Source organism: Robertkochia sediminum, assembly GCF_016786255.1.
Lineage (GTDB): Bacteria > Bacteroidota > Bacteroidia > Flavobacteriales > Flavobacteriaceae > Robertkochia > Robertkochia sediminum.
This window is the reverse complement of record NZ_JADMKT010000073.1, coordinates 1-24,863: the sequence shown is the minus strand read 5'-3', so window position 1 is coordinate 24,863 and position 24,863 is coordinate 1. Positions and strand designations below refer to the sequence as shown.

Below are 24,863 nucleotides of genomic sequence, written 5' to 3'. Positions count from 1 at the left end.
GATAAAATTACACAGAAAAAAGAGGTGGCAAAAGGGGAATTGTTAAGAGTTATTAACGGGGAGGTGAGGGATGGGGAATGGGGGATGGGGAATCGGGAATGGGGATGAGGGATGAGGGATTTGGAATAATAAATTATGGATCGACCTCGTAACCATGTAACGCCCCACAGGTAGACCGGTAGGCAGGTAGGTGGGGAGTCGATAGTCGGGAATAAATGGCAAAGACCTATTATCATTAACCTGACCTCATAGCTGCCTAACCACCCCTTCCACGTCACAGACGTGGCCACCCCTCCTTGAAAAGGAGTGGAGAAATCTCAACTTTTATAAGGCTGATGAACTACCCATGCCGACATAGCAGAATAACATTTGAGGAATCCTGAAATATCATAATACTGCAAAACCGCATAACTACATCACTGTATAACCATTTCATCTTGTCACTGTTTCATCCACCGTAGCTTTAGCGATGGTGGGCATCACCGTGTCACCGCGTCACCGTGTCACCGCGTCACCGTGTAACTACCCAACTGCCCCTCCCTCAAATTATGAGTTTGGTCAGGTTTACATCGGCAAATTTTACTTAACTTAGAGTCAGGCGTAATGGTCTAACCCCAAATTGAGTAATGCCAGTAATGAGACTTTTGCTATCCTGATCATTAATTTAAAACCGCATCGATTATGTCTATTTCCGATCTATATTCAACCGCATTCCAAGAGAGAAACAGGGATCATTTTGCAGCCATTGTCAGAGTAGCACTTTCCGATGGAGAGATCTCCAAGGATGAGCAGGACTTTCTGGATCGTCTGGCACGAAATCTGGGTGTTCGGGGGGAGCTTTACCAACAGGTCATGGAAAATCCGTTCAACTACCCGGTAAACCCACCGCTTTCACATGAAAGCCGCGTGGAGAGGCTCTACGATATTGCCCGGATGGTTTATGCAGATGAGATCAAGGACGACACCGAAGTGCGTATTATGCGCAGGTTGTGCATCGGACTCGGATTCAAGTCTGATAAAATAGATTATGTCCTCGCCAAGGCCTTAAAGCTGGCAAAGGACGGTGCTACCTTTGACCATTTCAGGGATGAATTCAAGTACCGGAAAGAAACCAAGAACAACTGATATCGAACCACCCTTCCAAAGTCACATACCACGGCATCACTTTCCGTGATGCTCCTGCATGAACGACTCTGCCGTGGTGACCATATTTTTACTTCCGCAGAAAAACGGCACCCTTTGATGCAACTCCTCCGGCTGTATATCCATTATGGGGTCAAATCCGTTACTCGCCTTTCCTCCGGCCTGCTCTGCCAGAAAGGCCATCGGATTGCATTCGTACAACAGTCGTAATTTCCCGTTGGGATAAGCACTGCTTTCCGGGTACATATAAATACCGCCTTTGATCATGTTACGATGAAAATCAGATACCAGAGATCCGATATACCTGGAGGTGTACGGACGGTCGTCTTCTTCCCGCTGGCAGTATTTGATGTACTGCTTCACCCCTTCCGGAAAATGAATGTAATTCCCCTCATTCACCGAATAGATCTTCCCATCTTCCGGAAATTGCATGTTCGGATGCGAAAGGTAGAACGTCCCGATAGCCGGGTTCAGGGTGAATCCGTTAACCCCATGCCCGGTGGTGTACACCAGCATGGTCGAGGTTCCGTAAATAATATACCCCGCAGCGACCTGACGGCGTCCCGGCTGAAGAAAATCTTCAAGGGTTACCGGGGTCCCGATCGGAGTTACCCGCCTGTAAATACTAAAAATAGTCCCCACAGAAACATTAACATCGATATTACTGGACCCATCCAACGGATCCATTAAGACCACATACTTATTCTGGTGGTTATTGTCGGCACTGTTGATCTGGATAAAATCGTCTTCCTCTTCTGAGGCGATCCCACAAACGATCTCCCTGTTGGCCAGGGTTTTTATAAAGCGCTCATGCGCCAAAAGATCCAACTTTTGCTGGGTTTCCCCCTGTATATTCGTATCACCACTGGCCCCGAGAATGTCGACCAACCCAGCCTTGTTCACCTCGTGGTTCACCACCTTGGCAGCCAGTCGGATGGCGTTGATCAATTTAGAAAGTTCTCCGGAAGAATATTTGAAAGCCGCCTGGTTCTCGATAATGAACTCGCCCAGGGTTTGATTTTTTCTTGACATTAAGAATAGAAGTTGTGAGTTGCCGCACAAATATCGGTATTTTTGTCAAACTACAACGTTTTCGTGAAAATTAGTATTTGAAGTTTTATAACCTAATGTTATATTTGTAACAACTATGGATTATATCATTCGCGACGCCCGCCCGGAAGACATGGGGCAGGTTTTAGAACTTATTAAAGAACTGGCCGAATTCGAAAAGGAGCCCGATGCTGTAGAGATCACCGAAAAAGACCTCTTACAGGATGGTTTTGGAGAAAAGCCGCTGTTTCACTGCTTCGTAGCCGAGGCCAATGGTCACCTGGCCGGGATGGCGCTGGTATACGAGCGCTACTCTACCTGGAAGGGTAAGACCATTCACCTGGAAGACCTCATCGTAAGGCAGGTCCTTCGGGGCACAGGCCTGGGGAGCGCCCTTTTTTCAAGGGTCATCGCCTATGGCCACGAACAGGGTGTAAAGCGCATTGAATGGGCAGTACTCGACTGGAACGATGGCGCTATCAGGTTTTACGAGCGCAACGGGGCAAGAGTTCTCCGCGACTGGGATACCGTACAATTGGATGAAGAAGGAATTAAGAAATTTTTATCGATCTGACCTATGAGGGTATTTAAATTTGGTGGGGCTTCTGTGAAGGATGCCAACGGCGTACGTAATGTAGTAAATGTATTAAAAGTGACCGGCCACGAGAACACCTTGCTCGTGATCTCGGCCATGGGCAAGACCACCAACGCCATGGAGGCTGTGATCAGCGCCTATTTTAACAATAAGCCGGAGGTCAACGGGGCCATACAGGAAGTGGTAGACTACCACCTGGAGATCATGAACGAGCTCTTCGAAAACACCAGTCACGAGGTATATGGCAAGTTTCAACAGCTTATCGACGAACTCAAAGGTTTCCTTACCTGGAACAAATCGCCTAAGAAGAGTTTTGTTTACGACCAGGTCGTAGGTTACGGGGAGCTTATCTCCACCACCATCGTAAGCGCCTACCTCAACGACCAGGGCCTTACCAACCACTGGCTGGATGTACGCAACTTTATCAAAACCAATAACGAGTACCGCGACGCCAAGGTCAACTGGGAACTCACCCAGGAACGCATCACCGGCGGGGTGAACAGGCAGGTGCTCAATATCACCCAGGGATTTCTGGGGAGTGATGACAACAACTTCACCACCACCCTGGGAAGAGAAGGATCAGATTACACGGCTGCCATCTTTGCGTATTGCCTCAATGCCGATTCGGTAACCATCTGGAAAGATGTTCCCGGGGTACTCAATGCAGACCCCCGACATTTCACCGAGACGCAACTGCTCAATCACATCTCCTATCGTGAGGCTATCGAGCTGGCCTTTTACGGGGCTTCGGTAATTCACCCTAAGACCTTGCAGCCCTTACAGCGCAAGGAGATCCCCCTGCAGGTACGTTCATTTCTGAATCCCGAAGCACCCGGAACCACCGTAACCAAAGGCCACACCATAGAGCCCGAAGTACCCTGCTTTATCGTAAAGAAGAACCTGGTATTGCTCAAACTGTCATCCCTGGATTTCTCTTTTATCGTAGAAGACAACATCAGTGAGATCTTCAAGCTGTTTCACGATAACCGTATGAAGGTAGACCTGATACAGAATTCAGCCATTAGTTTTTCGGTATGTGTCGACAATAAATTTGATCGTTTATCTGAACTTTTACAGACCCTCAAATCGAAGTTCAAGGTGACCCATCATGAGAATGTAACTCTTTATACCATAAGACATTTTAACGAACAAGCCATTGCGAGCCTGCAAAACAACCACAAGATCCTGCTGGAACAACGTACTCAGGAAACGGTGCAACTGGTGGTTCACTAAACATTCATAGGTTAGAATTCCTATATTTGTAGCACTGAATAAACCACCAGCGAATGGGATTAGTTACCGCCAGGGAAATGGCTAAAGCCATAGGGGTCGACAAATACGGTCCATTTGGAACTTTTACGGGATGGATACTTATCAAGACCCTGAAGATCTCAAAGCTCAACCGCATCTACGACCGGAATAAGAACAAGGAAGGCCTTGATTTTCTCAATGCCATCCTCGATGAGTTCGGCGTAAATTTTGAGATCCCTGAAGAAGACCTTAAGCGCCTCCCAAAGGAAGGCGCCTTTATTACGGTATCCAACCACCCGCTTGGAGGCATCGACGGTATCCTGCTGTTAAAGCTATTGCTGGAACAGCGTCCTGATTACAAGATCCTGGCCAACTTTTTACTGAACAGGATCGAGCCTCTTTCGCCTTACATCATGCCGGTGAATCCTTTTGAAGATCACAAGGATATCAAGAGCAGCCTTGAAGGGTTCAAAAAAAGCCTTCTCCACCTCCGCGAAGGAAGTCCGCTGGGCATCTTCCCGGCCGGAGAGGTTTCTACGCTAAAAGATGAAGATCTCATCGTAGACCGCCTGTGGGAAGAGCCCGCCATAAAGCTCATCAAAAAGGCAAAGGTCCCTGTGGTACCCATTTATTTTCACGCGAGAAACAGCAAGGCATTCTACAGGCTCTCTAATATGCATGACTCCCTGAGAACGGCCAAGCTCCCTTCTGAATTGTTATCACAACGCAACAGGGTGATCAAAGTACGTATAGGTCGCCCCATCCCGGTAGCGGTACAGGAGGAGATCGATAATGTACAGGAGTATTCTCAGTTCCTGCGCCGTAAGACCTATATGCTGGCCAATGCTTATGAGCGCGAGCGCTTGCTGGACAAGATCCCAACCAACCTGCGTTTTCAGCGTTCGCCAAAAGAGATCGCTACCCCGGTAAACAGTGACCTGATGGCCTCTGAGGTCAACACCCTGCGGGATACCGACCACCGCTTACTGGAGAGCAAGAATTACGAGGTATTCCTGGCTAAGGCCAATAAGATGCCCAACATCATGAGAGAGATCGGCCGCCTTAGAGAGATCACCTTCAGGGCCGTGGGAGAAGGAACCAACAAATCGATAGACCTCGACCATTACGACGAATACTACCACCATTTGTTCCTTTGGGACAACGAGGCCAAAACCATAGTGGGTGCCTACCGTATGGGACTGGGAATGCAGATCTACAAAAAGTACGGCATTAACGGATTCTACCTGTGCGAGCTCTTTAAGTTCGAACCGGAATTACACAAGATGATGAGTCAGTCTATTGAGATGGGCCGTGCCTTTATTGTTGGGGAATACCAGCAAAAACCCATGCCGCTTTTCCTGTTATGGAAAGGGATCGTGCATACTACACTAAGAAACCCTGATCATAAATACCTTATTGGTGGGGTGAGTATAAGCAACCAGTTCTCGAACTTCTCAAAATCACTCATGATCGAATTTATGAGATCGCATTACTGGGATCCATACGTAGCCAATTATGTGAGTCCGAAGAAAAAGTTCAAGGTAAAACTGAAGGATGTCGACAAGGAGTTCATCTTTGATGAGACCAAAGCAGACCTCAACAAGTTCGATAAGCTTATAGACGAGGTAGAACCGGGACAGTTGCGCTTGCCTGTACTCATTAAAAAATACATCAAGCAAAATGCGAAGTGTGTGGCTTTTAACGTAGATCCGTTATTTAACAATTCGGTTGACGGACTCATGTACATTCGTATTGCCGACCTCCCGGAAAGTACTGTAAAACCTGCTATGGAAGAGTTCCAGGCCGAACTGGAAAAAGGGCTGAACAACAATACCGAAACGGCAGCAGAGTAACCCTTGAACACCAATTAGAAAGAAGTTCTAAAGCGTCCTTTATCAGGAGCGCTGCTGGGTGGCATTAAAAAAGTGATTGAGGGTTTGCTTTACTTCGTACAAGCGGTCTACATTGATGCGGTAGGCCATTTTTTTACCGATCGACCTCCCCTGAATGATCCCGGACCGACGTAATTCTGATAAATGTTGAGAGATCGTAGACTGGGCAAGATCCATTTCCTGAACCATGGAAGTACATATAGCATCGGGATGATCGGCTACATATTGTATGATCGCAATGCGCGCAGGATGCCCCATGGCCTTTAAGGTTTCTGCCAACTGATTCTGTTCGGAAGTATGCACCAAACGCTTGGTATGTCCCATTGTAGCGGATTTAGGGTTACAGCCACCAGATCAGGATCTAAAACCAGGGTTTTCTATCGTGAATATAGGTGTTGTAAAATTCGATATCACTTTTAGTGAGGTAGATCACCCCTTCGATCAAACCTACCACGGCCACCAGGTAGGTAGCCATACCACAGGTAAAGGCTCCGGCCAGCAAACTTACGCCCAGCATCACAAACCCTTCCTTGTTATAGCCCAAAACGAACTTGTGCACCCCAAAGGCACCGAGCAAGAGCGCGATCACCCCCACAAGGATACGTTTGTTCTCACCATCCTTAAAGGTTTGCTTGGCGCTATCAGAAAACTCCTTTGCGGTCTCCTTGGCCTCCCTCCCGGCATCATCAAAAAACTTCCTGGCCTTTTCGCCCAGGTCTTCATCCTTCTCAGACATTGGTTTATTATTGATCGATTGTACTTAACTAATTTAGTGAATTTTCTGATGAATCATTTAAAAATGACTCAGCGGCTGCCATAATTCGATCTTATTCCCTTCCGGATCAAGGATCCAACCGAACTTTCCGTAATCGTAGGTTTGTGGCTCCCCCACGATCCGGACCCCTTCTTCTTTAAGCACTTTCAGCAATTCATCGAGGTCTTCTACCCGAAAATTGATCATATACCCATCTGAAGCGGGTTTAAAATAATCGGTATCCTTCGGGAACACCCCCAATTGTGTCATGGGCGCGGGAAGGTCGTCATCTCCCCATACAAAAGACCATCCGTACGCATCGGTATCGAGCCCCAGGTGTTTCTTATACCATTCCAGCAGGGCCTTTGGATCTTTAGCCTTGAAGAACACCCCTCCTATTCCTGTTACCCTTCTTTTCATCGTTTTACATTTTTCTCATACAAGGCGATCCAGCTATCCAGCGTGATCTTTTTAAAGAGTTCGCCCAGGAGCTCATAAGGGATATCATCCATGCGCTTAAACCGCACACAGCTTTTCCCCATATCCAGCTTATACCGGGCGTGGTCGGGATACGCCTTCACGAACCAATCGTGTAGATCGGCATCGGCATAGAGTCCGCTGTGATACATAGCCACATAGTTCTTCTGAGAGGCAATATTCAGAAAGGGCAAGGGCAGTGAAGGGTCGCAGTGGTATCCTGCAGGATAGCGCTCATGAGGCACCACATACCCTATCATACCGTAGCTCATGGTTTCTTCAAAACCTTCAGGCAGATGCTCGGCCGCCAACCGGCGTAGTTTTTTGATCACCTCCCGGCGCTCTGCCGGCAGGGCTGCTTCATAATCGTCCGGGGTATTGGCCTGGTATTCCATGAGCTTTATTTTTACTTTAACTGGTTTGTTCTACAAAAACCGCTTTGATCTTATCGACAATGGTCTTAGCCAGTTTTTGTTTGCTTTCTACGGTCCATCCTGCAATATGCGGGGTAAGCACCACATTAGGCGCATTTAGCAATGCCTCAAAGGCCGCTGGCATCTCGTCTTCAAAAAGGTTTTCAAAAGAGGCCTTTTCATACTCGAGCACATCCAGGGCTGCCCCTAACACGGCACCCGACTTAAGCCCTTCCACGAGGTCGCTGGTAACCACGCTCTTTCCACGGGCGGTATTTATAAACCAAAAAGGCTTGGCAAAAGCATCGATAAATTCCTTGTTAACAAGGCCCATGGTCTCCGGGGTCTGTGGCGTGTGCAGACTCACCACATCGGCATTCTTACAAAATTCCATGATCCCTACCTGTCGGGCGTTTTCATCGCCAACCCCGCCGAGAATATCATAACAGATCACCTCCACATCCATACCGCGAAGTTTCCTGGCAAAGGCCTTTCCCATATTACCGTATCCGTAGAGGCCAACCACCTTCCCTTCAAGTTCGAATCCGCGATTCTCTTCCCGCAACCAAATCCCACTTTTTACTTCGTTATGCGCCTTGATCATCTTATTCATCAGGGCCAGGAGCATTCCCAGGGCCTGCTCGCCCACAGCATTGCGGTTTCCTTCGGGGGCATTGAATAATCTCACATCTTTCTCCCGGGCAAAGTCTGTATCAATATTTTCGAGTCCTGCGCCTACCCGACCAATAAACTTGAGGCGTGATGCCGCATCGAGAAATTCACGGTCTATCGGAAAACGACTTCTAATAATGAGTCCGTCATACTGATCTATTTTCTCCATGATCTCTGAACGATCGGAGGTATAATCTTCGTCATTTACAAACCCAAGGGTATCGAGCTCGGCAATAAGCAAAGGGTGATTCGTATCTACGTGTAGTATTTTCATGATATAATGCTTCCGAATTTAACAGCAGACTAAGAAAAGAATAAATTTGGAGAACAGGTACCCCCTAAAGGTACGAATAAAGCCTGTAGGCAGGAGCCTCTAGAACCCCAGGATCACCTTGGCGATATAAAAGAACAGGAAGATCCCGAAGATATCGTTACTGGTGGTAATAAAGGGCCCTGTGGCAATGGCAGGGTCTATGCCTTTCTTGTGCAGGATTATAGGCACAAAGGTTCCGATAAGTGCGGCAACAACGATCACAGCCATCATAGACAAGGCGATGGTGGTACTCACCAGGATAGGCTGCTTGATCACGAATCCGAACCCCACCACCAAAAGCGAAAGTGCGAGTCCGTTAATGAGTCCGAGGCTAACCTCTTTAAACAAGCGCTCGAGCAAGCTGCCACGCACCACGTCGTTCGCCAGACCCTGTACGATGATCGCAGACGATTGCACCCCAACATTACCGGCCATCGCGGCAATAAGCGGCGTATAAAAGAACAGGCTCCTGTAATCGGGGTTCGACATGACATCTTCAAAGCCTTCAAGAATGAACACGGCTCCCAGTCCCCCGAGGAGTCCGAGTACGAGCCATGGCAATCGCGCCTTGGTGAGGTCCCAAACACTGTCGTCGGCCTCTACCTCCTGCGTAATACCCGCTGCCATCTGGTAATCCCTATCGGCCTCTTCCTTGATCACATCAATGATATCATCAATAGTGATACGCCCTACCAGCCTGTCGATCTCATCGATCACCGGTACGGCTTCAAGGTCGTATTTAGACATAAGCCGGGCCACTTCTTCGGCCTTATCGCTTACTCTTACGTAATCTACTTTTGGAATATACACCTCACTGATCTGCGTCTTGGTAGAGGTGGTGAGCAGGTCTTTCAGCGACAAGCGACCTTTGAGCTTGTCGTTATCGTCTACCACGTATATGGAATGTACACGGGTAACATTTTCGGCCTGCCTGCGCATTTCCTTCACACAGGTAAGCACGTTCCAGTTCTCATTAACCTTCACGAGCTCTTTCGCCATAAGTCCACCTGCCGAATTCTCATCATAGCGCAACAGCTCGACGATATCCTTGGCGTGCTGGGGGTCTTCGATCTGGTTGATGATCTCCCGAACCCGCTCTTCCGGCAGCTCGGCAATAATATCTGCCGCGTCGTCGGTATCGAGCTCTCCGATCTCTTCGGCGATCTCCCGAGCCGACAACCGGTTCAGGATCTGCTCCCGCTTATCTTCGTCGAGTTCGGTAAGAATATCGGAGGTGAGTTCGCTATCGAGCAGCTTGATCAGGTAAGTCCCCTCGTCCAGGCTAAGCTCATCTATGATCTCTGCAATATCGGCATAGTGAAACTCCTCCATCAGGTCAAGAAGCGACTGGTCGCTCTTGTCACTAACGAGGTTGCTGATATTGTCTAAAAGTTCATCGCTGAGCTTAAATGGAGTCATAGGCGATCTCTTTACTGGTTCTGTTTTCTGAGTTTACATGCCCGGGGGAAATACGCTGTGCCAGCTGCGAACGGCACATGCCGTTCCTGCTGTATTTTATGCTTACCCTTACTGTTCCTGCTCCAACATTCGCACCAGTGATACGAATGCATCAACCCCCAACTGTTCAGGGCGCTGACCAAAGATAGCATCTTCTTTTATATTTTCGGGCACCCCTATACTTTTTAAACTGTTACGCAGGGTCTTCCGGCGTTGCTGAAATGCCGTTTTCACGACCTTAAAGAACAGCTTCTCATCGCAGGGCAGGGTAAAGTTCTCCTTCCTCCTGAGGCGCAATACCCCGGAATCTACCTTTGGCGGCGGATCAAATACCCCCGGAGGAACGGTAAAGAGGTATTCGGCCTCGTAGAATGCCTGGGTAAGTACCGAGAGTATGCCATAGGTCTTACTCCCTTCTTTCTCACAGATACGCTGAGCGACCTCCTTTTGAAACATCCCCGTAAATTCCGGGATCTGATACCTCCATTCCAGAGCCTTAAAAACGATCTGAGATGAAATATTATAGGGGTAATTCCCGGTGATGGCGAAGGGCTCATCTCCGAAGATGGCGTGAAGGTCACACTTTAAAAAATCGGCTTCGAGCACTTTAAAGATCTCTTTCCTTCCTGTATTGAGCTGATGTTCGGGCGCAAACACCTCTTCCAGATAGACGATAGACTCCGTATCGAGGTCCATGGCGTAAACATCTACCGGTTTTTGAAGCAAGTATTTGGTGAGCACTCCCATACCCGGACCAATTTCCAATACCCTCTTATACCCTTCAAGGCTCAGGGTATCGCCAATTTTACGGGCAATATTTTCATCTTTCAGAAAGTGCTGTCCCAGGTGTTTTTTTGCCCTGACCTTGCCCTGCTGGCCTCCTGTACCTTTATGGTCCTGTTGCTGGTGCTTATGCTTCATATCAATGCTCACTAATAACCTCCAGTTCTGTGCGGAAGGCTAAGAATTTGTTCGGGAATTTCTTTAACGCCTCGCCACGCATCCTTTCGGCATCATCGCTGTAATAATTTTCCAGGTCACTGCGGTTATCGGCATAGTATTGTACCGAGTAGGTAATACCCCCCATTTCTTCTTCGACAAGGACCTTGACCATTCGGGCACCCGAAAATTTACCGGTACCGATCATATCCGGAATATGCACATCGCGCATCCATTGCACCCATTCTTCATGAACAGCTTCCTCTACATTTACAGTGACATTGTAAATTATCATTTCTTCAGTATTAAGTTATGTACTCCATCAGTTCACAGCATCGCCCCTGAGCTCGCGGAATCGCTTTCTGGCATCGGGAAAGTAGATACTGTCCGGGTGGTCAAAGATAAGGCGTTCGAGCAAGGGTTTGGCCTTTTCGGGCTCGTTTAATTCTTCGAGGTACAGTATGGCGAGGTTGTACAGGGCATCATCGAGGTAGATATCGTCGGGGAAGAATTCGATCACCTTGCGGTAGTTGAGTTCGGCTTTTTCGAGATCGCCCAGTTCTTCGCTAAGCGATGCCTGCATCATAAGGGCCTCATCTTCTACAGGCTCGCCCCGGTGAGTTTCAAGCAGCTCATCGATCACGGCTACAGCGGCCTCATCCTGGTTCTGATAGGCCAGCAGGTGGGCCCGGGCAAATTTCTTTAATGCCAGATGCAGGGAGTCCTGCCCCTTATTGTCGGATATAAGCAGTTTGAGCTGCAGGGCATCATTAGCGATAAGCTGGGAAGTAGACGATTTTAAGACCTTGAGCTGACTCTCGGCCCAGTCAAAGTCGCCTTTATAAAAACTGGTTAGCGCCACGCGATACCTGGCTTGCTGACCGCGAACATCGTTCTTGAGTTCCTTTTGCAATTGGGAGTAATAGATCAGGGCCCGGTTAAACTGCTCCTGGTACACCAGGATATCGGCGAGCTCCATTTTTACTGCTGCCTTGCTGTAGCGGTCCATGGGCTCATCCATGATCGCCTGCAGTTCGGCCACAGCCTGTTCCGGATCGCGGGCATTGAAGGCCATAAAATTGGCCCGCAATACCTGGAGCCCTACGGTCATGGCACTGCGTCCATACGTATCTAAAAGCGTCTCAAATTCCGCGAGAATATCATCTGCTTCCCCTGCTTCGGCATGGGCGATACGGATCTTCATCAAAAAGGTATGGGCCTGGATACGGGTGGCAGGGTCTCCCGCCTTTTCGGTAATAAAGGTAAAGGCATCTTCAGCTACATCCAGGTCACCCTCATCAAAGGCGATCATTCCCAGATCGGTGATACCATTCAGGTTGGGTTGCTCTTCCCGTTTGTAAATGGCTTTTTCCTGGGTGAGGGCCAATCGGTACTTGCGCTGTTGCACGAACAACCAGCTCAGCAGTTCATTCCACACCACATTGGGATCAGACTGCACCCGCTGCAGGAGTACCTTGCGGAACACCTCACTGCCCATCTTGCTGCTGTCTTCAAAAAGGAACCTGCCGATATTTCTTTTGATGTTCTCCTTGAGGTTGGTGCGCAGAACGATCAGGTCGAGATAGGTGTTGTACATCTGTTCCAGGTCGCCCTTTTCGCCATAGATAAAGGCCAGGTCGTAGCTAAAATTGAGTTTCGGATTGATCTCCATGCCCTTCTTAAAAGCGGCAATGGCTTCATCCAGCAATTGTTTATCCCGGAACCCCTGTCCTACCATATAGGCGTAAGACGGATTCTCCTCTACGGCTGCCATAGCCTTTGCAAAGGCTTCCTTTGCGGGGGCCTCTTCATCTTGCAACAGGTGGTTATACCCCAATTCGATGTAAGCTCCCGGTGGGATGCCGGGGCGTTCCAGCTCCTTGAGCAACAGGGCCTCTGCTTCGTCATACTGCTCCAGCTGCTGGTAGCATTTTACGAGTCCGCCCAGGTAATTCATATTATAGGGATTCTCCTTGTGGAGCTTCTCGTAGTAATAGAAAGCCCTCTTGTAATCGCCTTTATCCAGGTAGATCTTCGCCATGGCATCCTGGTTCTGAGCCATTGCCGTGAACGTTATCAGTCCTGTCAAAATACAAAAGAGGAGTTTTTTCATAACCCGTGAGCTTGATCAAAAATAAGGTATTGTGATAAATCCCCCTCAAGATAAAAAGATAAAGCCCAAAATCACAGGGATTTCGGGCCTTATATCGCAATGCTATTTATTGATCCCTAGTCGATGATGTCAAATCCGGTGTACGGACGCAGCACTTCGGGGATCACGATACCCTCCGGAGTCTGGTAGTTCTCAAGGATACCGGCCAATACACGGGGCAATGCCAGGGCACTACCGTTCAGGGTGTGCGCCAGTTGCTTTTTACCCTCTTTATCTTTAAAACGAAGCTTCATCCTGTTCGCCTGGAAGGTCTCGAAGTTCGATACCGAGCTGATCTCCAGCCAGCGCTCCTGGGCAGTAGAATACACCTCAAAATCATAGGTAAGGGCCGAAGCGAAGGTCAGGTCGCCACCACACAAACGCAATATGCGGTACGGAAGCTTAAGCTCACGAAGAATGTTCTTTACGTGTTCCACCATTCCCTCGAGGGCCTTATAGGAATTCTCAGGGTGTTCTACCCTTACGATCTCTACTTTGTCGAACTGATGCAACCTGTTGAGTCCGCGAACGTGAGCCCCATAACTTCCCGCTTCTCTTCTGAAGCAAGGGGTATAGGCTGTACACAACTGTGGCAGATCACCTTCAGACAGGAGTTCATCGCGGAAGAAATTGGTTACCGGCACTTCTGCGGTCGGGATCAGGTAGAGGTCATCGAGCCCTACGTGATACATCTGCCCTTCTTTATCGGGCAGGGATCCGGTTCCGATACCTGACGCTTCATTCACCAGGTGCGGCACCTGGTACTCGCGGTAACCGGCATCGGTATTCTTATCGAGGAAGTAAGCGATCAGGGCGCGTTGCAACCTCGCTCCTTTTCCTTTATAAACGGGGAATCCGGCCCCGGTGATCTTGGCCCCAAGGTCAAAATCGATAATGTCGTATTTCTTTGCCAGCTCCCAGTGCGGTAGTGCCTTCTTATCGAGTACGGGCACTTCCCCTTCTTCGAAGATCACCTCATTATCTTCATCAGAATCCCCCTCAGGCACCGAATCATGTGGCACATTAGGCAGGGTATACAAAAGCTCGGTAAGCTCTGTTGACGCCGCATTGAGTTTTTCCGAAAGTTCTTTCGACTCTTCCTTCAGTCCGGCGGTCTTCTTTTTTACTTCATTGGCCTCCTGGGCCTTTCCGCTCTTAAAGAGCATCCCTATTTCCTTGGAAAGCTTATTGGACTCTGCCAGCACATTATCCAGCTGGGTTTGTGTCGCTCTGCGCTCCTCATCCAATTGCAATACCTTTTCGATCTGTTCAGAAACTTCAAGGTTCCTTTTGGTCATTTTACCGATCACCTCTTCCTTGTGGTCTCTGATATACTGTACCTGAAGCATATATATAGGGATTTAAATTTAACAAGCCCCCATGGGGGCGGATTACGCTGACAAATTTACGTGATTATGACGTTTAAAGAAATCTAATCGGTCTCTTTTTTATAGGGCAGGATCCAGGGCTGATGCTTCCAAAGATACCATTCTTCCTGAGCCAGGTCGGTATCCGGATCGATAAACGGTGCGACCGGACCACCATTAACGCTCACCCCGCTCATATAGGCATATATGGCAACAGACCGGCCTTGTGCGGCATATTCCTCTTTGAGGCGTTGCACAAATTGCCAGATCACATCGGGCTTGGTGGCAATAATGCCCTTTTGCTTTTTAGACAAGCGGGTATCGGGATTGAGCTTAAAGGTCTCCCCGGTCTCCTTATCCACGATCTTAAACCTGATGTAGCCGGCCTTGGTACGGAGCATCATGCGCCAGCTCAGGCGGTGACCCTCTTCGGTCCACAGCACATCGCCGGGAATAAACCAGTGACGCAGCGGTAAGGCTATCTGTACCACAAAATAGACTCCTGCAACGGCGAGCATCACCTTGCGGTAGGGCGGCACCACCACCTCTCCGGCCGTATATGCCGGTTTTCGGGGAAGAAAGATGCGCCTTACAGTCTCGGGCTCATAGAAGAACAAGATGAATGCCAGGGACAGGTACGGAAAGATGCCGATATGAAAAATGAAGGAATTGAACAGGTGAAAGCATACCGAGAGTATAAAGGCGAACGTCCGGGTGCGTTTACAGAGCAGCAAAGGCACCACCAGCAGATCGAAAAGGATCCCGGTATACGCGATAGCGGCGTGGATCCACGGCTGCTGAAGCAGGTCACCGACCACCGGAAAATGCGCCTTGGTCTTCATAAGGTTGGCGGCCACAGTAAGATCGAGCCAGTCGGGATACCACTTCGCTACGGAAGCATAGGTATACACGATCCACACCTGAAGAATGATGAGCCAGGCACACCACCTGGGCATCGAAATACGTTTTAACGAAGGGTCCCGCTTCACATCAAGAGATGCGTAGCGGTTGGCAGGCAGCAGGAACATTACCACATTGAGCAGCATGAGCAGGTAGTAGTGGTTATTATAACTCGCCTTTTGCATGAGGTATACCCCGGCCCACAATACAGCAAAGGCGCCCATACTCCATTTGTAGCGATACCCCAGCATAACGAGGAGACCACAGCAGGCCATCAGGGCAAAATAAACATACATACCATACCCTGGCAGGGGCTGCAGAAAATCGAATCCGATAAAATTAAAGGTGAATTCAGGGGCTATCAGGGTGCGGTCTACCCAACCTGTAAAAATGGCTCCGGCCGATTCAAGAAAGATAAGCAGCCCAAAGATCATCCTGAAAACGATGAGCGGACTATTATCGATCTGTTTGAACAGCCAATTATTGATCATAGGTTTCAGAAATAAAGGCCAGTGAGCTTTCCTTATCGCGATGCAACTGTGCCTTGAGGGCGTCAATAGAATCAAAACGCTTTTCGTCTCTCAGGCGGTGCAGTAGATATACACGAATCTCACGGTCGTAGAGGTCTTCATCAAGATCGAAGAAATGCACTTCTATACTTTGCTTTGCTCCGTTCACGGTTGGGTTATACCCAATATTCATCATCCCGAAAACCTCGCGATCTCCAAGCGTACTTCTAACCACGTAGACCCCATTCTTCGGAATGAGCTTATACGATTCTTCAATAGACACATTGGCGGTAGGGAACTCCATTTGCCTGCCAAGAGCCCTGCCTCTGGTAATGGTCCCGCTAAGCATATATTCATACCCCAGGTAGCGGTTGGCCGTGGCCACATCGCCTGCCTTCAAAGCCTTGCGGATCTTGGTCGAACTCACAGAAACCTCATCGACCTCCTCAACGGTGATCTGCTCCACCTCGAAGCCGTAGCGCTCCCCATAGGTTTTTAGATCGTCGAAAGTAGCGGTTCGGTTACGTCCAAAACGGTGGTCGTAACCAATGATCACCTTTTTGGCCTTAAGGGCATCCACCAGGACCTCGCTCACATATTCTCCTGCGGTTAATCGCGAAAATTCTTTGGTAAAAGGATGAATCACGAGCTGGTCCAGCCCGGTGCCGGACAGGATCTCCATTTTCTCATCCAGGGTATTTAGCAGCTTGAGATCGCTATCCTGCTGCAACACCATTCTCGGATGCGGAAAAAAGGTGAGAATGGTCGATCTCAGGTGATTCGCCTTAGCATTGGCCACCAATTTTTTAATGATCTTTTTATGACCTATATGCACTCCGTCAAAAGTTCCGATGGTGACCACCGTATGATGGTTGTCCTTTCTGTCAAAAAGATTGCGCTTTACGATCACTTAAGCGTTATTTAATTAAAACCTCGTGAGGTTCACAAATTAACAAATTATAAACCGAAAAAATAACTATTTCAACGAGCCTTAACTCAAATTAAGACCCCATCTCCCCGATTTTCTTAAATTTAGCATTAGACGCATAACGAATGAAAAACTTTTTACACTATTCTTTACTTACTGTATTGCTTCTTTGCCTGCTTCCGGCCATGGCTCAGGACCCGCAACCCTGGAGTAGCAGTAACACCATTATGCACCACGACGACCTGCTTGCGGGAGAGCAGGCGCAGGCATACACCCTCCAAACCAAAACAGCAAAGGCTATGCTCGATGCGAGTCCGTACCGCTCACCGGCCGGAAATCCTGTCATCGAAGGAAACACCATCGCTTTCCCTTCTCCCGAAGGCACCATGGAATCATACCGTGTAGTGCGCACCCGCGTACTTTCTGAAAAACTTGCCGCAAAGTTCCCCGGGATCAGATCCTACCAGGGAATTTCGCTCACCCACCCCGGCAGGCGCATCTATTTTTCGATGGACAAAACCGGATTTCACGGTATGATACGCGACGGCAGTGCCTCTTGGTACCTCAATCCTGTTTCTCAAGGCAGTGAGACCATTTACCTGGCCGCCAAGTCGCAGATAGACCCACACAGCTACCAATGCCTTACCGAGGGTAAGGTGGTCGCAGAAGCAAGGGAGAAAGCCAATACCCAGCTGCGTTCTTTTAACGATACCTCCCTGCGCACCTTCAGGCTTGCCCTGGCGTGTACGGGCGAATATTCCGAATACCACATCAACCAGGCCAATGTGGCCTCCGGCACAGAAGTCGAGCAAAAAGAAGCCGTACTCTCGGCTATGAACACCACCATGACCAGGGTCAACGGGATCTTTGAGAACGATCTGGCTCTGACCATGCAGATTATTGACAATAACGACCAGATCATATTCCTGGACGCCCAGAACGATGGCCTGACCAATAACGATGGTTCGGCCCTCCTCAACGAGATCCAGGAGGTCATCGATAATGCCATTGGCTTCAACAATTACGACATAGGTCACGTATTCAGTACCGGGGGCGGAGGAATTGCCCAGGTGGCTTCACCCTGTACCAATAATAAGGCACGTGGCGTTACCGGACTCAGCGTTCCCGAAGGCGATCTCTTTGATATCGATTTTGTAGCCCACGAAATGGGACACCAGCTGGGAGCCACCCACACCTTCAACAACTCCTGCGGGGAAAACAGGACGCCCATCACGGCCGTTGAGCCCGGCAGCGGATCGACCATCATGGCCTACGCCGGGATCTGTCCGCCAAACGTGGCAGGACAGAGTGGCGATTATTTTCATGCGATAAGCGTGCAGCAGATCTGGCAGAACATCACCCAGGGCAACAGCACCTGCGCTTCGGTAACAGCGCTGTCTAATTCGGCACCCGTATTAACTCCCCCTTCGAACTATAAAATTCCTGCAGGCACCCCCTTCGTGCTTGAAGCAACAGCTACCGATGCCGATAATGATGCACTCACCTTTTGCTGGGAACAACAAGACAATGAGATCAGCCTGCAACCGCCGTTAAACACCGCGACCGACGGGCCGGTATTTCGTTCACGTACCCCATCGACCTCACCGAACAGGTACTTCCCCAATCCTCAGAGTTTGCTCAACAACGATCTTTCTCCCGAATGGGAGATCCTCCCTACCGTTTCCAGGGACCTCAACTTTTCGATCCTGGTAAGGGATAACAATCAGGCCGGAGGCCAGTCGGCCAGGGGCGATGTCAATATTGAAGTTTTCGATACCGGCAGTCCGTTCCGGGTCACCTCTCAAAGTACATCCACCACCCTGCAGGCCGGGGAGCCGGAAACCATAACCTGGGATGTAGCCGGCACCAATGCCGAGCCTTTTAACACCACCCTGGTAGATATCCTTCTCGTTGTGAACGGTGATTTTGATAACCCGGTGATCATAGAAGAAGACACCCCGAACGATGGCAACCAGGAAGTGGTCATGCCTACCGATGTGGCGTCCAATAACGCAAGGATCATGGTCAGGGCAGCCAACAACATTTTCTTTGCCCTCAACCAGGGGAATATCAGCCTGCAGCAATCGGCATTTGCCCTCGACCTGACCTCGCTGGAGTACAGTGTTTGTCAGCCCAATGCCCTGGAGATCCCCTTCACCTACCTCACCTATGGCGGATTTAATGAGACTACTACCTTTTCTGCTGCCAATGTGAGCGCTGGACTGGCGATAGATTTCAGCAGTGCTACCGCAAGCAGCAACAACACCAATATCACAGCAACCGTGAGCAATACCGACCAGGCAGCGACCGGAGAAAACACCTTCACCCTGGTGGCCACCGCCGCCGGTGGCACGGTACGGGAATATCCCATAACGATCAATGTCTTTAACGGAACCTTCGAAGTACCCACGCTGGTAAGTCCGTCGAACAACAGTAGCGACATCCTCTTAGACAGCGAGCTCACCTGGCAGGGCGTTCCCAATACCACGGGCTACCTGGTAGAGGTGTCCACCGACGCCGGCTTCAGCAATATCATAGAATCGGCAACCACAGAAAACGTCAACTACCTCCCGGAACAGCTCTCAGAAAATACAGGGTATTTCTGGAGGGTATCGCCCGTGAACGAATGTGGCCAGGGATCTCCTTCGCCTGCGTTCAGCTTTACCACCATTGCGGTAAATTCGGTGCTCTTTGAGAACAATACCGTGGTGACTATCCCTCCAACAGGGCCACAAACCGTAACGTCTACTGTTATCGTAGACCGCGAAGGCGACCTGAACAAATTACGGGTAGGGGTGAATATCGACCACACCTATATTCAGGACCTTACGCTCACACTCACCTCCCCCAACGGGACCACGATCACGCTGGCGCAAAACCCTTGCGGGGACAACAGTGATATTGATGTGATCTTTGACGATGAAGGTGAAACACTCACCTGCGGAGCCAATCCGGCCATCTCCGGAGTAGTAGCCCCCAAAGACGACCTGGCTGTTTTTAAAGGCACCCCGATCATGGGGCCATGGACCCTGACCGTGATCGATGATTTTGATCTTGACGGTGGCGCCATCAACAGTTTCTCCCTGGAAGTCTTTGTAAACGGAGCCTTTAAGAACGATGAAGATGGCGACGGGGTATTTGATGAGAACGATGAGTGCCCCAACACCCCTGCAGGCGATAAAGTAGATATTAAAGGGTGTTCGGTATTTTCACTGGCCGCATCGAACTACCTCATCCGCACCGAGGGTGAAAGTTGCCGCAATACGGGCGATGGGAGCATTACCATTACCACAGCACAGGAACTGCAATACACCGCCAACCTCACCGGAAACAACGGAAAGCAAACCTTGAACTTCTCCAATGAGGTGACCTTCGAGAATATTACAGCAGGCACCTACCAACTGTGTTTTACCGTTGCCGGAGAACCCGATTACGAACAGTGCTTTACAATAGAGATCGTTCAACCGGAGCCTTTGAGCGTGCTTTCCAGGCCCGATCTGGCTTCCAGAAGGGTCACGCTGGATCTCGAAGGGGGCGAATTGTATTTCATAGACCTCAACGGCACGACCACCACCACCACCGAACAGCGCATCGAACTAAATTTAAGCGAAGGGATAAACACCCTGGCGGTAAGCACTACAAAGCCATGTCAGGGCGTTTATAAAGAAGAGTTTATCGTAGGCTCCGGATTAAGCATCTTCCCCAACCCGGTTGGAAATACACTGAACATCAGCACCACCGAACGCGGGGCCAGCCTGAGCATATCGGTATATTCCATCACCGGAAAGCTCGCCCTGAGCAGAGACCTGACCACAGATGGTTCGGGTCGTGTCGACACCTCTGTGGCCGAACTACCTGCAGGGGTATACCTCTTGAACGTGGTTGGAGAGACCACCCGAAAAACCATCAAATTGATCAAGCAATGAAAAAGTTAATAACTTCCATATGCATCCTGGGGGTGTTGCTTACCACTTCCTGTGGTGGCGATGGTGAGGACGCACCTTCACCTCCAACGGCGCCGCAACTCAGTTTTCCGGAAAATAACAGTGAATGTTTCGAGGGCACGATAAGTCAGACCGACCCCAACATTTCGGAGATCGTATTTAGATGGGAGCGCTCCAGCAATACGGTAAGTTACACCATAAGGGTGCTCAACCTGCTTTCCGGACGCTCAGAGGTGACAGAAACCACCACGTCGACCTCCATCGGAATCGCCCTGGAGCGAGGCATGCCTTATATGTGGAGTGTCACGGCCAGCGGAAGCGGAAATTCGGGGACGGCAGCCAGTGAATCCTGGAGGTTCTTCAATGCCGGTGATGGGGTGGTAGCCCATGCGCCGTTTCCGGCAGATCTTATTTATCCCTCTTCGGGAGCCAACCTCAATTTAAGTGGCGGCAGTAGTCTCGAACTAAGATGGGAAGGCGCCGATGTCGATGGCGATATCGGATTCTATGAGGTGTTACTCGACACCCAGGATCCTCCTGCCCAGCAGGCAGGTTCCACAAGCTCACAAAGGTTTACGGTTAACAACCTCAGTAGTGGCTCCACATACTACTGGAGGGTGATCACCACAGACCTTGAAGGCAATAGTTCGACCTCGGAGGTATCGCAATTCGTGATCGCGAATTGATCAGGTATTGTTAAAGGTATTCATGGTATTGGCCATTCCGGCGGTACCGTAGGAACGCACGAGGGCCGCACTGCGCTCGAGGCGCTCTTTCATCTTGGCACTCTCTTCGTCATTCCATTCCCCAAGCACGTAATCCACTTGTCGGCCTTTGGCGAAATCGGCACCTACCCCAAAGCGAAAACGGTTGTATTTGGTCGTGCCTAATTTCTCCTGAATGTCTTTGAGTCCGTTATGTCCGCCATCGCTGCCTTTGGCTTTCAGGCGAAGGGTCCCGAAGGGAAGGTTGATATCGTCGGTGACCACCAGGAGGTTCTCCGGCTGTATCTTTTCCATTTTCATCCAGTACTGAATGGCCTTTCCTGAGAGGTTCATATAGGTACTGGGCTTGAGCAGGATAAAGGTGCGTCCTTTATAGCGGAAGGTCGCAAGATCACCCAGCTTTTTGGTTTCAAAGGTAGCCCCGGTCTCTTCAGCCAGCGCATCGAGCACTTTGAATCCGATATTATGACGCGTATTCTCGTATTTGGGTCCGATATTCCCCAAACCGGCGATCAGGAACTTTTTCATATCCGGTGTACTGTCTTGTTTTACGACTCCAAGCCTTTTTAAAAGGGATTCGAGCATGAGATGGTTTTTCACAAAAATAAAAAAGCACCCCGAATTGAAGGGGTGCTTTTAAAAGAGTATATCTTGAAATTACTTCTTGGCAGCCTCTTTTTCTGCTTTTGCAGCTTCCTGAGCAGCTTTCATCGCAGCACGAGAGATTCTTACCTGACATACAACGGTGTTATCCGGGTGCATGATCTTAAAGTTCTCTTGTGGGATAGCAGTAACATAAAGTTTGTTACCGATCTGTAGTTCAGAAACGTCAGCATCGATAAAATCAGGAAGGTTAGCAGGAAGTGCTTTAACCTTAAGCTTACGGTTGTTGATACGTAGTACCCCACCGGCAATAACTCCAGGAGAGTTACCTAATTTTCTAACAGGAATTTCGATGGTAACTTCTTTATCATCGTGTAACTGATAGAAGTCGATGTGCAGAATAGCATCGCTTACAGGGTGAAATTGAATGTCCTGTAAGATCGCATTGTACTCCTTACCATCCTCCAACTTGATCACCACGGTGTGTGCGTTTGGAGTGTAAACCAGGTCCTTAAAGGCCAGGTTATCTGCTGAAAAGTGCAGTGGCTTATCCCCTCCGTAAAGCACGCAAGGAACCTTCCCAGCATTACGTAAGGCTTTAGTCGCTGACTTGCCCACGCTTTCTCTTTGAGATCCTTCAATAGTGATAGACTTCATTATAAAAACTAATTAAATTAATATTCTACATTAAAAACTTCGATGCGATCGAAGTATTGTGGTGCACGCGGTGCATCACATCGGCAAAAAGATTAGCACAGGTAAGTACTTTGATCTTTTCGCTTTCCTGTCTCAGCGGGATCGAATCGGTCACGATAAGCTCGGTGAGCTTAGAGTTCTCGATACGCTCATAGGCGTTTCCTGAAAGGATGGCGTGGGTGGTAATAGCTCTAACGCTAAGGGCACCGCGCTCCATCATCAGGTCGGCTGCTTTGGTCAGGGTTCCGGCGGTATCGACCATATCGTCTACCAATACCACGTGGCGTCCTGCTACCTCACCAATAAGCTCCATGTGATCGATCACATTGGCTTTTTTACGCTGCTTATAACAGATAACCACTTCGCTCTGGAGGAATTTCGAATATGCGTACGCACGTTTCGATCCACCCATGTCAGGAGAAGCTACGGTAAGGTTCTCCAGTTTCAGGCTTTCCAGGTAGGGCAGGAAGACGGTCGACGCGAACAGGTGGTCTACCGGTCTTTCAAAGAATCCCTGGATCTGGTCTGCGTGCAGGTCCATGGTTATAATACGGGTAGCTCCGGCTGCTTCCAGCACTTTGGCTACCATCTTAGCTCCTATCGGAACTCTTGGTTTGTCTTTTCTATCCTGACGTGCCCAACCGAAGTATGGCATCACGGCAGTAATGTGCCGGGCCGAAGCCCTTTTGGCCGCATCCAGCATAAGGAGCATTTCCATGAGGTTGTCTGAGCTTGGGTGGGTAGATCCGATAATAAAAACACGGGCTCCACGTACCGACTCTTCGAAGGACGGCTGAAACTCACCGTCGCTGTACCTTGAAATGTTTACTTTTCCTAATTCTTGTCCAAATGCTTTCGCAATTTTATGCCCTAATTCCTGGCTCTGTGTACAGGCGAAGATCTTAGGTTCCGGCACTGAATATGGCATCTTAATGTTCTGTTTAGTAGTTCGTTAATGTTGTGTCGTTATAAACAGGGTGCAAATTTAGAAATTTATTCGTGGTGGCAACATATAAATCTTAGTATTTTTTGGGTGGCAAATAAAATAATTTTATAGTTTTGCAGTCTCAAATGCTCGAGTGGCGGAATTGGTAGACGCGCTGGATTCAAAATCCAGTTCTTTCGGGAGTGTGGGTTCGATTCCCACCTCGAGTACTTTTAAGAATTCAATTCACATCAAAAACCCCGTAAAACACCAGTGTTTACGGGGTTTTTCTTTTTCTTACCTCTAATTGATATCAATTAAATTCAACCTAAAAGGGTGCAATTCGGTGGCACTGGTCTCCGGCGCCAAAAAAGTGCGCCCGAATGCGCTAAACCCCTGTAAAACCTAGGCACTCCCACTTTTTTATAACGTAGTTTTCAGCTATATTTAAGTGTAATTCGGGCGCACAAAATGCAGGATCTTCTATCCATATTGTTCTACATCAGAAAAAGCAGGAATAAAAATGCTACTAAGGCTACGGTCTATTTACGCATTACGTATAGTGGAAAACGCGCCGAAGCGAGCACCTTCTTAAGTGTTCCGCTCGGTAAGTGGAATGCAAAAGCCAATAAGGTGATGGGACATTCAGCAGAGGCAAAGCGCGTCAACCATCATTTGGACATCCTCAGAAAACACGTTTTCCGGGCCTATCAGGAACTACTGGACCAGGAAGAAGAGATTAGCGCGATCAGGATCAGAAACAGGCTTGTAGGCCTGGAGGAAAGCCGACATAACATTCTTGAGGTATTCGAAACCCACAATCAAAAGATGGAGCAATTGGTGGGCAAAGACTTTTCCTTTCGCACCCTTCAGCGCTACAAGACCACGAAAAGCCATCTTACCGAATTCATCAAAGCGGAATACAACCTGGAAGACATGAGTGTAAAGCGTGTCGAATTGACTTTCATCAATGCCTTTATCTACTTCTTAAAAACTGAAAAGGATCTTGCACATAACTCGGCCATGAAATACCTGGCGTATTTCAAGAAGATCGTAAGGATATGCTATGCCAACGGTTGGATCGACCAGGATCCCTTTTACAACTTTAAGGTGAGGCTTCAACAAAAGGAAAGGGAGTTCTTAACCCGTAAAGAACT

23 protein-coding genes and 1 tRNA gene are annotated in these 24,863 nt (G+C 49.0%); 8 read left to right on the top strand and 16 right to left on the bottom strand.

The window, feature by feature from the left end:
* The first annotated feature begins 681 nt into the window (after window positions 1–681).
* Window positions 682–1,125 (top strand): tellurite resistance TerB family protein, encoded by a 444-nt coding sequence (locus IS446_RS06060; RefSeq protein ID WP_203059119.1) that lies wholly within the window; start codon window positions 682–684, stop codon window positions 1,123–1,125.
* A gap of 36 nt (window positions 1,126–1,161) precedes the next feature.
* Here the strand turns inward: IS446_RS06060 and fbp are convergent, their stop codons facing one another.
* The gene (gene fbp / locus IS446_RS06055; protein WP_203059118.1) at window positions 1,162–2,175 is read right to left on the bottom strand and encodes a class 1 fructose-bisphosphatase; all 1,014 of its coding nucleotides are present in this window, start codon (window positions 2,173–2,175) and stop codon (window positions 1,162–1,164) included.
* Between the two features lie 115 nt (window positions 2,176–2,290).
* On the opposite strand from fbp, the gene IS446_RS06050 reads away from it, so the two are divergent.
* From IS446_RS06050 to IS446_RS06040, 3 genes are read left to right on the top strand one after another with little or no spacing between them, the layout of a single operon-like run.
* Window positions 2,291–2,767 carry a GNAT family N-acetyltransferase gene (locus IS446_RS06050; protein WP_203059117.1) on the top strand — a complete coding sequence of 159 codons (477 nt, stop codon included), beginning with the start codon at window positions 2,291–2,293 and terminating at the stop codon, window positions 2,765–2,767.
* Between the two features lie 3 nt (window positions 2,768–2,770).
* Complete coding sequence (locus tag IS446_RS06045) at window positions 2,771–4,021, top strand: aspartate kinase (RefSeq protein ID WP_203059116.1); 1,251 nt, start codon at window positions 2,771–2,773, stop codon at window positions 4,019–4,021.
* Between the two features lie 53 nt (window positions 4,022–4,074).
* A complete protein-coding gene (locus IS446_RS06040; protein ID WP_203059115.1) occupies window positions 4,075–5,892 on the top strand; it encodes a GNAT family N-acyltransferase in 1,818 nt (605 codons plus the stop codon).
* 42 nt (window positions 5,893–5,934) lie between these two features.
* On the opposite strand, the gene IS446_RS06035 is transcribed toward IS446_RS06040, so the two are convergent.
* The 12 genes from IS446_RS06035 to IS446_RS05980 form a co-directional block, all read right to left on the bottom strand.
* On the bottom strand, window positions 5,935–6,255 hold the full coding sequence (locus tag IS446_RS06035) for an ArsR/SmtB family transcription factor (RefSeq protein ID WP_203059114.1): 321 nt from the start codon (window positions 6,253–6,255) through the stop codon (window positions 5,935–5,937).
* A 37-nt stretch (window positions 6,256–6,292) separates the two neighbouring features.
* A complete protein-coding gene (locus IS446_RS06030) occupies window positions 6,293–6,667 on the bottom strand; it encodes a TM2 domain-containing protein (protein WP_203059113.1) in 375 nt (124 codons plus the stop codon).
* A gap of 57 nt (window positions 6,668–6,724) precedes the next feature.
* Window positions 6,725–7,105: a VOC family protein gene (locus IS446_RS06025; protein WP_203059112.1), complete on the bottom strand. Its 381-nt coding sequence runs from the start codon at window positions 7,103–7,105 to the stop codon at window positions 6,725–6,727.
* Entirely contained in the window at window positions 7,102–7,557 is a 456-nt protein-coding gene (locus IS446_RS06020) for a DUF1801 domain-containing protein (protein WP_203059111.1), read from the bottom strand. The genes IS446_RS06025 and IS446_RS06020 overlap by 4 nt, the downstream gene beginning before the upstream one ends.
* A gap of 16 nt (window positions 7,558–7,573) precedes the next feature.
* A complete protein-coding gene (locus IS446_RS06015) occupies window positions 7,574–8,521 on the bottom strand; it encodes a 2-hydroxyacid dehydrogenase (protein ID WP_203059110.1) in 948 nt (315 codons plus the stop codon).
* A 99-nt stretch (window positions 8,522–8,620) separates the two neighbouring features.
* Window positions 8,621–9,979: a magnesium transporter gene (gene mgtE, locus IS446_RS06010; protein ID WP_203059109.1), complete on the bottom strand. Its 1,359-nt coding sequence runs from the start codon at window positions 9,977–9,979 to the stop codon at window positions 8,621–8,623.
* A gap of 108 nt (window positions 9,980–10,087) precedes the next feature.
* Complete coding sequence (gene rsmA / locus IS446_RS06005) at window positions 10,088–10,939, bottom strand: 16S rRNA (adenine(1518)-N(6)/adenine(1519)-N(6))-dimethyltransferase RsmA (RefSeq protein ID WP_203059108.1); 852 nt, start codon at window positions 10,937–10,939, stop codon at window positions 10,088–10,090.
* Window position 10,940: 1 nt separating this feature from the next.
* Window positions 10,941–11,252 carry a DUF4286 family protein gene (locus IS446_RS06000; RefSeq protein WP_203059107.1) on the bottom strand — a complete coding sequence of 104 codons (312 nt, stop codon included), beginning with the start codon at window positions 11,250–11,252 and terminating at the stop codon, window positions 10,941–10,943.
* Window positions 11,253–11,279: 27 nt separating this feature from the next.
* Window positions 11,280–13,046: a tetratricopeptide repeat protein gene (locus IS446_RS05995; RefSeq protein ID WP_203059106.1), complete on the bottom strand. Its 1,767-nt coding sequence runs from the start codon at window positions 13,044–13,046 to the stop codon at window positions 11,280–11,282.
* Between the two features lie 140 nt (window positions 13,047–13,186).
* A complete protein-coding gene (serS, locus tag IS446_RS05990; protein WP_203059105.1) occupies window positions 13,187–14,458 on the bottom strand; it encodes a serine--tRNA ligase in 1,272 nt (423 codons plus the stop codon).
* 83 nt (window positions 14,459–14,541) lie between these two features.
* Window positions 14,542–15,867: an HTTM domain-containing protein gene (locus tag IS446_RS05985; RefSeq protein ID WP_203059104.1), complete on the bottom strand. Its 1,326-nt coding sequence runs from the start codon at window positions 15,865–15,867 to the stop codon at window positions 14,542–14,544.
* Window positions 15,857–16,795, bottom strand: a complete 939-nt coding sequence (locus IS446_RS05980; RefSeq protein WP_203059103.1) for a bifunctional riboflavin kinase/FAD synthetase — start codon at window positions 16,793–16,795, stop codon at window positions 15,857–15,859. The genes IS446_RS05985 and IS446_RS05980 overlap by 11 nt, the downstream gene beginning before the upstream one ends.
* Window positions 16,796–16,938: 143 nt before the next feature.
* Here IS446_RS05980 and IS446_RS05975 point away from each other — a divergent pair, with 143 nt between their 5' ends.
* Both IS446_RS05975 and IS446_RS05970 read left to right on the top strand, forming a co-directional pair.
* Window positions 16,939–20,739, top strand: coding sequence for a reprolysin-like metallopeptidase (locus IS446_RS05975; RefSeq protein WP_203059102.1), 3,801 nt, complete (start codon window positions 16,939–16,941; stop codon window positions 20,737–20,739).
* Window positions 20,736–21,443: a fibronectin type III domain-containing protein gene (locus IS446_RS05970; RefSeq protein WP_203059101.1), complete on the top strand. Its 708-nt coding sequence runs from the start codon at window positions 20,736–20,738 to the stop codon at window positions 21,441–21,443. Before IS446_RS05975 ends, IS446_RS05970 begins: the two co-directional genes overlap by 4 nt.
* Here IS446_RS05970 and pth read toward each other — a convergent pair whose 3' ends face one another.
* The 3 genes from pth to IS446_RS05955 form a co-directional block, all read right to left on the bottom strand.
* Window positions 21,444–22,067, bottom strand: a complete 624-nt coding sequence (pth, locus tag IS446_RS05965; protein WP_235996422.1) for an aminoacyl-tRNA hydrolase — start codon at window positions 22,065–22,067, stop codon at window positions 21,444–21,446. It lies immediately after the preceding gene.
* A 72-nt stretch (window positions 22,068–22,139) separates the two neighbouring features.
* Complete coding sequence (locus IS446_RS05960; RefSeq protein ID WP_203059100.1) at window positions 22,140–22,742, bottom strand: 50S ribosomal protein L25/general stress protein Ctc; 603 nt, start codon at window positions 22,740–22,742, stop codon at window positions 22,140–22,142.
* A 25-nt stretch (window positions 22,743–22,767) separates the two neighbouring features.
* Window positions 22,768–23,709, bottom strand: a complete 942-nt coding sequence (locus tag IS446_RS05955; RefSeq protein ID WP_203059099.1) for a ribose-phosphate pyrophosphokinase — start codon at window positions 23,707–23,709, stop codon at window positions 22,768–22,770.
* A gap of 145 nt (window positions 23,710–23,854) precedes the next feature.
* On the opposite strand from IS446_RS05955, the gene IS446_RS05950 reads away from it, so the two are divergent.
* Together IS446_RS05950 and IS446_RS05945 are read left to right on the top strand one after the other, a co-directional pair.
* Window positions 23,855–23,936, top strand: a tRNA-Leu gene (locus IS446_RS05950).
* A gap of 241 nt (window positions 23,937–24,177) precedes the next feature.
* Window positions 24,178–24,863: phage integrase SAM-like domain and Arm DNA-binding domain-containing protein (locus IS446_RS05945; RefSeq protein ID WP_203059002.1), on the top strand; the 686-nt coding region annotated here is incomplete at its 3' end.

Excerpts from the sequence above, each read along its gene's own strand:
- IS446_RS05975 (WP_203059102.1), top strand. The coding sequence starts at position 16,939 with ATGAAAAACTTTTTACACTATTCTTTACTTACTGTATTGCTTCTTTGC.
- IS446_RS06015 (WP_203059110.1), bottom strand. The coding sequence starts at position 8,521 with ATGAAAATACTACACGTAGATACGAATCACCCTTTGCTTATTGCCGAG.
- IS446_RS06045 (WP_203059116.1), top strand. The coding sequence starts at position 2,771 with ATGAGGGTATTTAAATTTGGTGGGGCTTCTGTGAAGGATGCCAACGGC.
- IS446_RS05985 (WP_203059104.1), bottom strand. The coding sequence starts at position 15,867 with ATGATCAATAATTGGCTGTTCAAACAGATCGATAATAGTCCGCTCATC.
- rsmA (WP_203059108.1), bottom strand. The coding sequence starts at position 10,939 with ATGAAGCATAAGCACCAGCAACAGGACCATAAAGGTACAGGAGGCCAG.
- IS446_RS06030 (WP_203059113.1), bottom strand. The coding sequence starts at position 6,667 with ATGTCTGAGAAGGATGAAGACCTGGGCGAAAAGGCCAGGAAGTTTTTT.
- IS446_RS06000 (WP_203059107.1), bottom strand. The coding sequence starts at position 11,252 with ATGATAATTTACAATGTCACTGTAAATGTAGAGGAAGCTGTTCATGAA.
- IS446_RS05970 (WP_203059101.1), top strand. The coding sequence starts at position 20,736 with ATGAAAAAGTTAATAACTTCCATATGCATCCTGGGGGTGTTGCTTACC.
- IS446_RS06025 (WP_203059112.1), bottom strand. The coding sequence starts at position 7,105 with ATGAAAAGAAGGGTAACAGGAATAGGAGGGGTGTTCTTCAAGGCTAAA.
- IS446_RS06040 (WP_203059115.1), top strand. The coding sequence starts at position 4,075 with ATGGGATTAGTTACCGCCAGGGAAATGGCTAAAGCCATAGGGGTCGAC.
- IS446_RS05955 (WP_203059099.1), bottom strand. The coding sequence starts at position 23,709 with ATGCCATATTCAGTGCCGGAACCTAAGATCTTCGCCTGTACACAGAGC.
- IS446_RS06060 (WP_203059119.1), top strand. The coding sequence starts at position 682 with ATGTCTATTTCCGATCTATATTCAACCGCATTCCAAGAGAGAAACAGG.
- serS (WP_203059105.1), bottom strand. The coding sequence starts at position 14,458 with ATGCTTCAGGTACAGTATATCAGAGACCACAAGGAAGAGGTGATCGGT.
- IS446_RS05960 (WP_203059100.1), bottom strand. The coding sequence starts at position 22,742 with ATGAAGTCTATCACTATTGAAGGATCTCAAAGAGAAAGCGTGGGCAAG.
- pth (WP_235996422.1), bottom strand. The coding sequence starts at position 22,067 with ATGCTCGAATCCCTTTTAAAAAGGCTTGGAGTCGTAAAACAAGACAGT.
- IS446_RS06050 (WP_203059117.1), top strand. The coding sequence starts at position 2,291 with ATGGATTATATCATTCGCGACGCCCGCCCGGAAGACATGGGGCAGGTT.
- IS446_RS06020 (WP_203059111.1), bottom strand. The coding sequence starts at position 7,557 with ATGGAATACCAGGCCAATACCCCGGACGATTATGAAGCAGCCCTGCCG.
- IS446_RS06035 (WP_203059114.1), bottom strand. The coding sequence starts at position 6,255 with ATGGGACATACCAAGCGTTTGGTGCATACTTCCGAACAGAATCAGTTG.
- fbp (WP_203059118.1), bottom strand. The coding sequence starts at position 2,175 with ATGTCAAGAAAAAATCAAACCCTGGGCGAGTTCATTATCGAGAACCAG.
- mgtE (WP_203059109.1), bottom strand. The coding sequence starts at position 9,979 with ATGACTCCATTTAAGCTCAGCGATGAACTTTTAGACAATATCAGCAAC.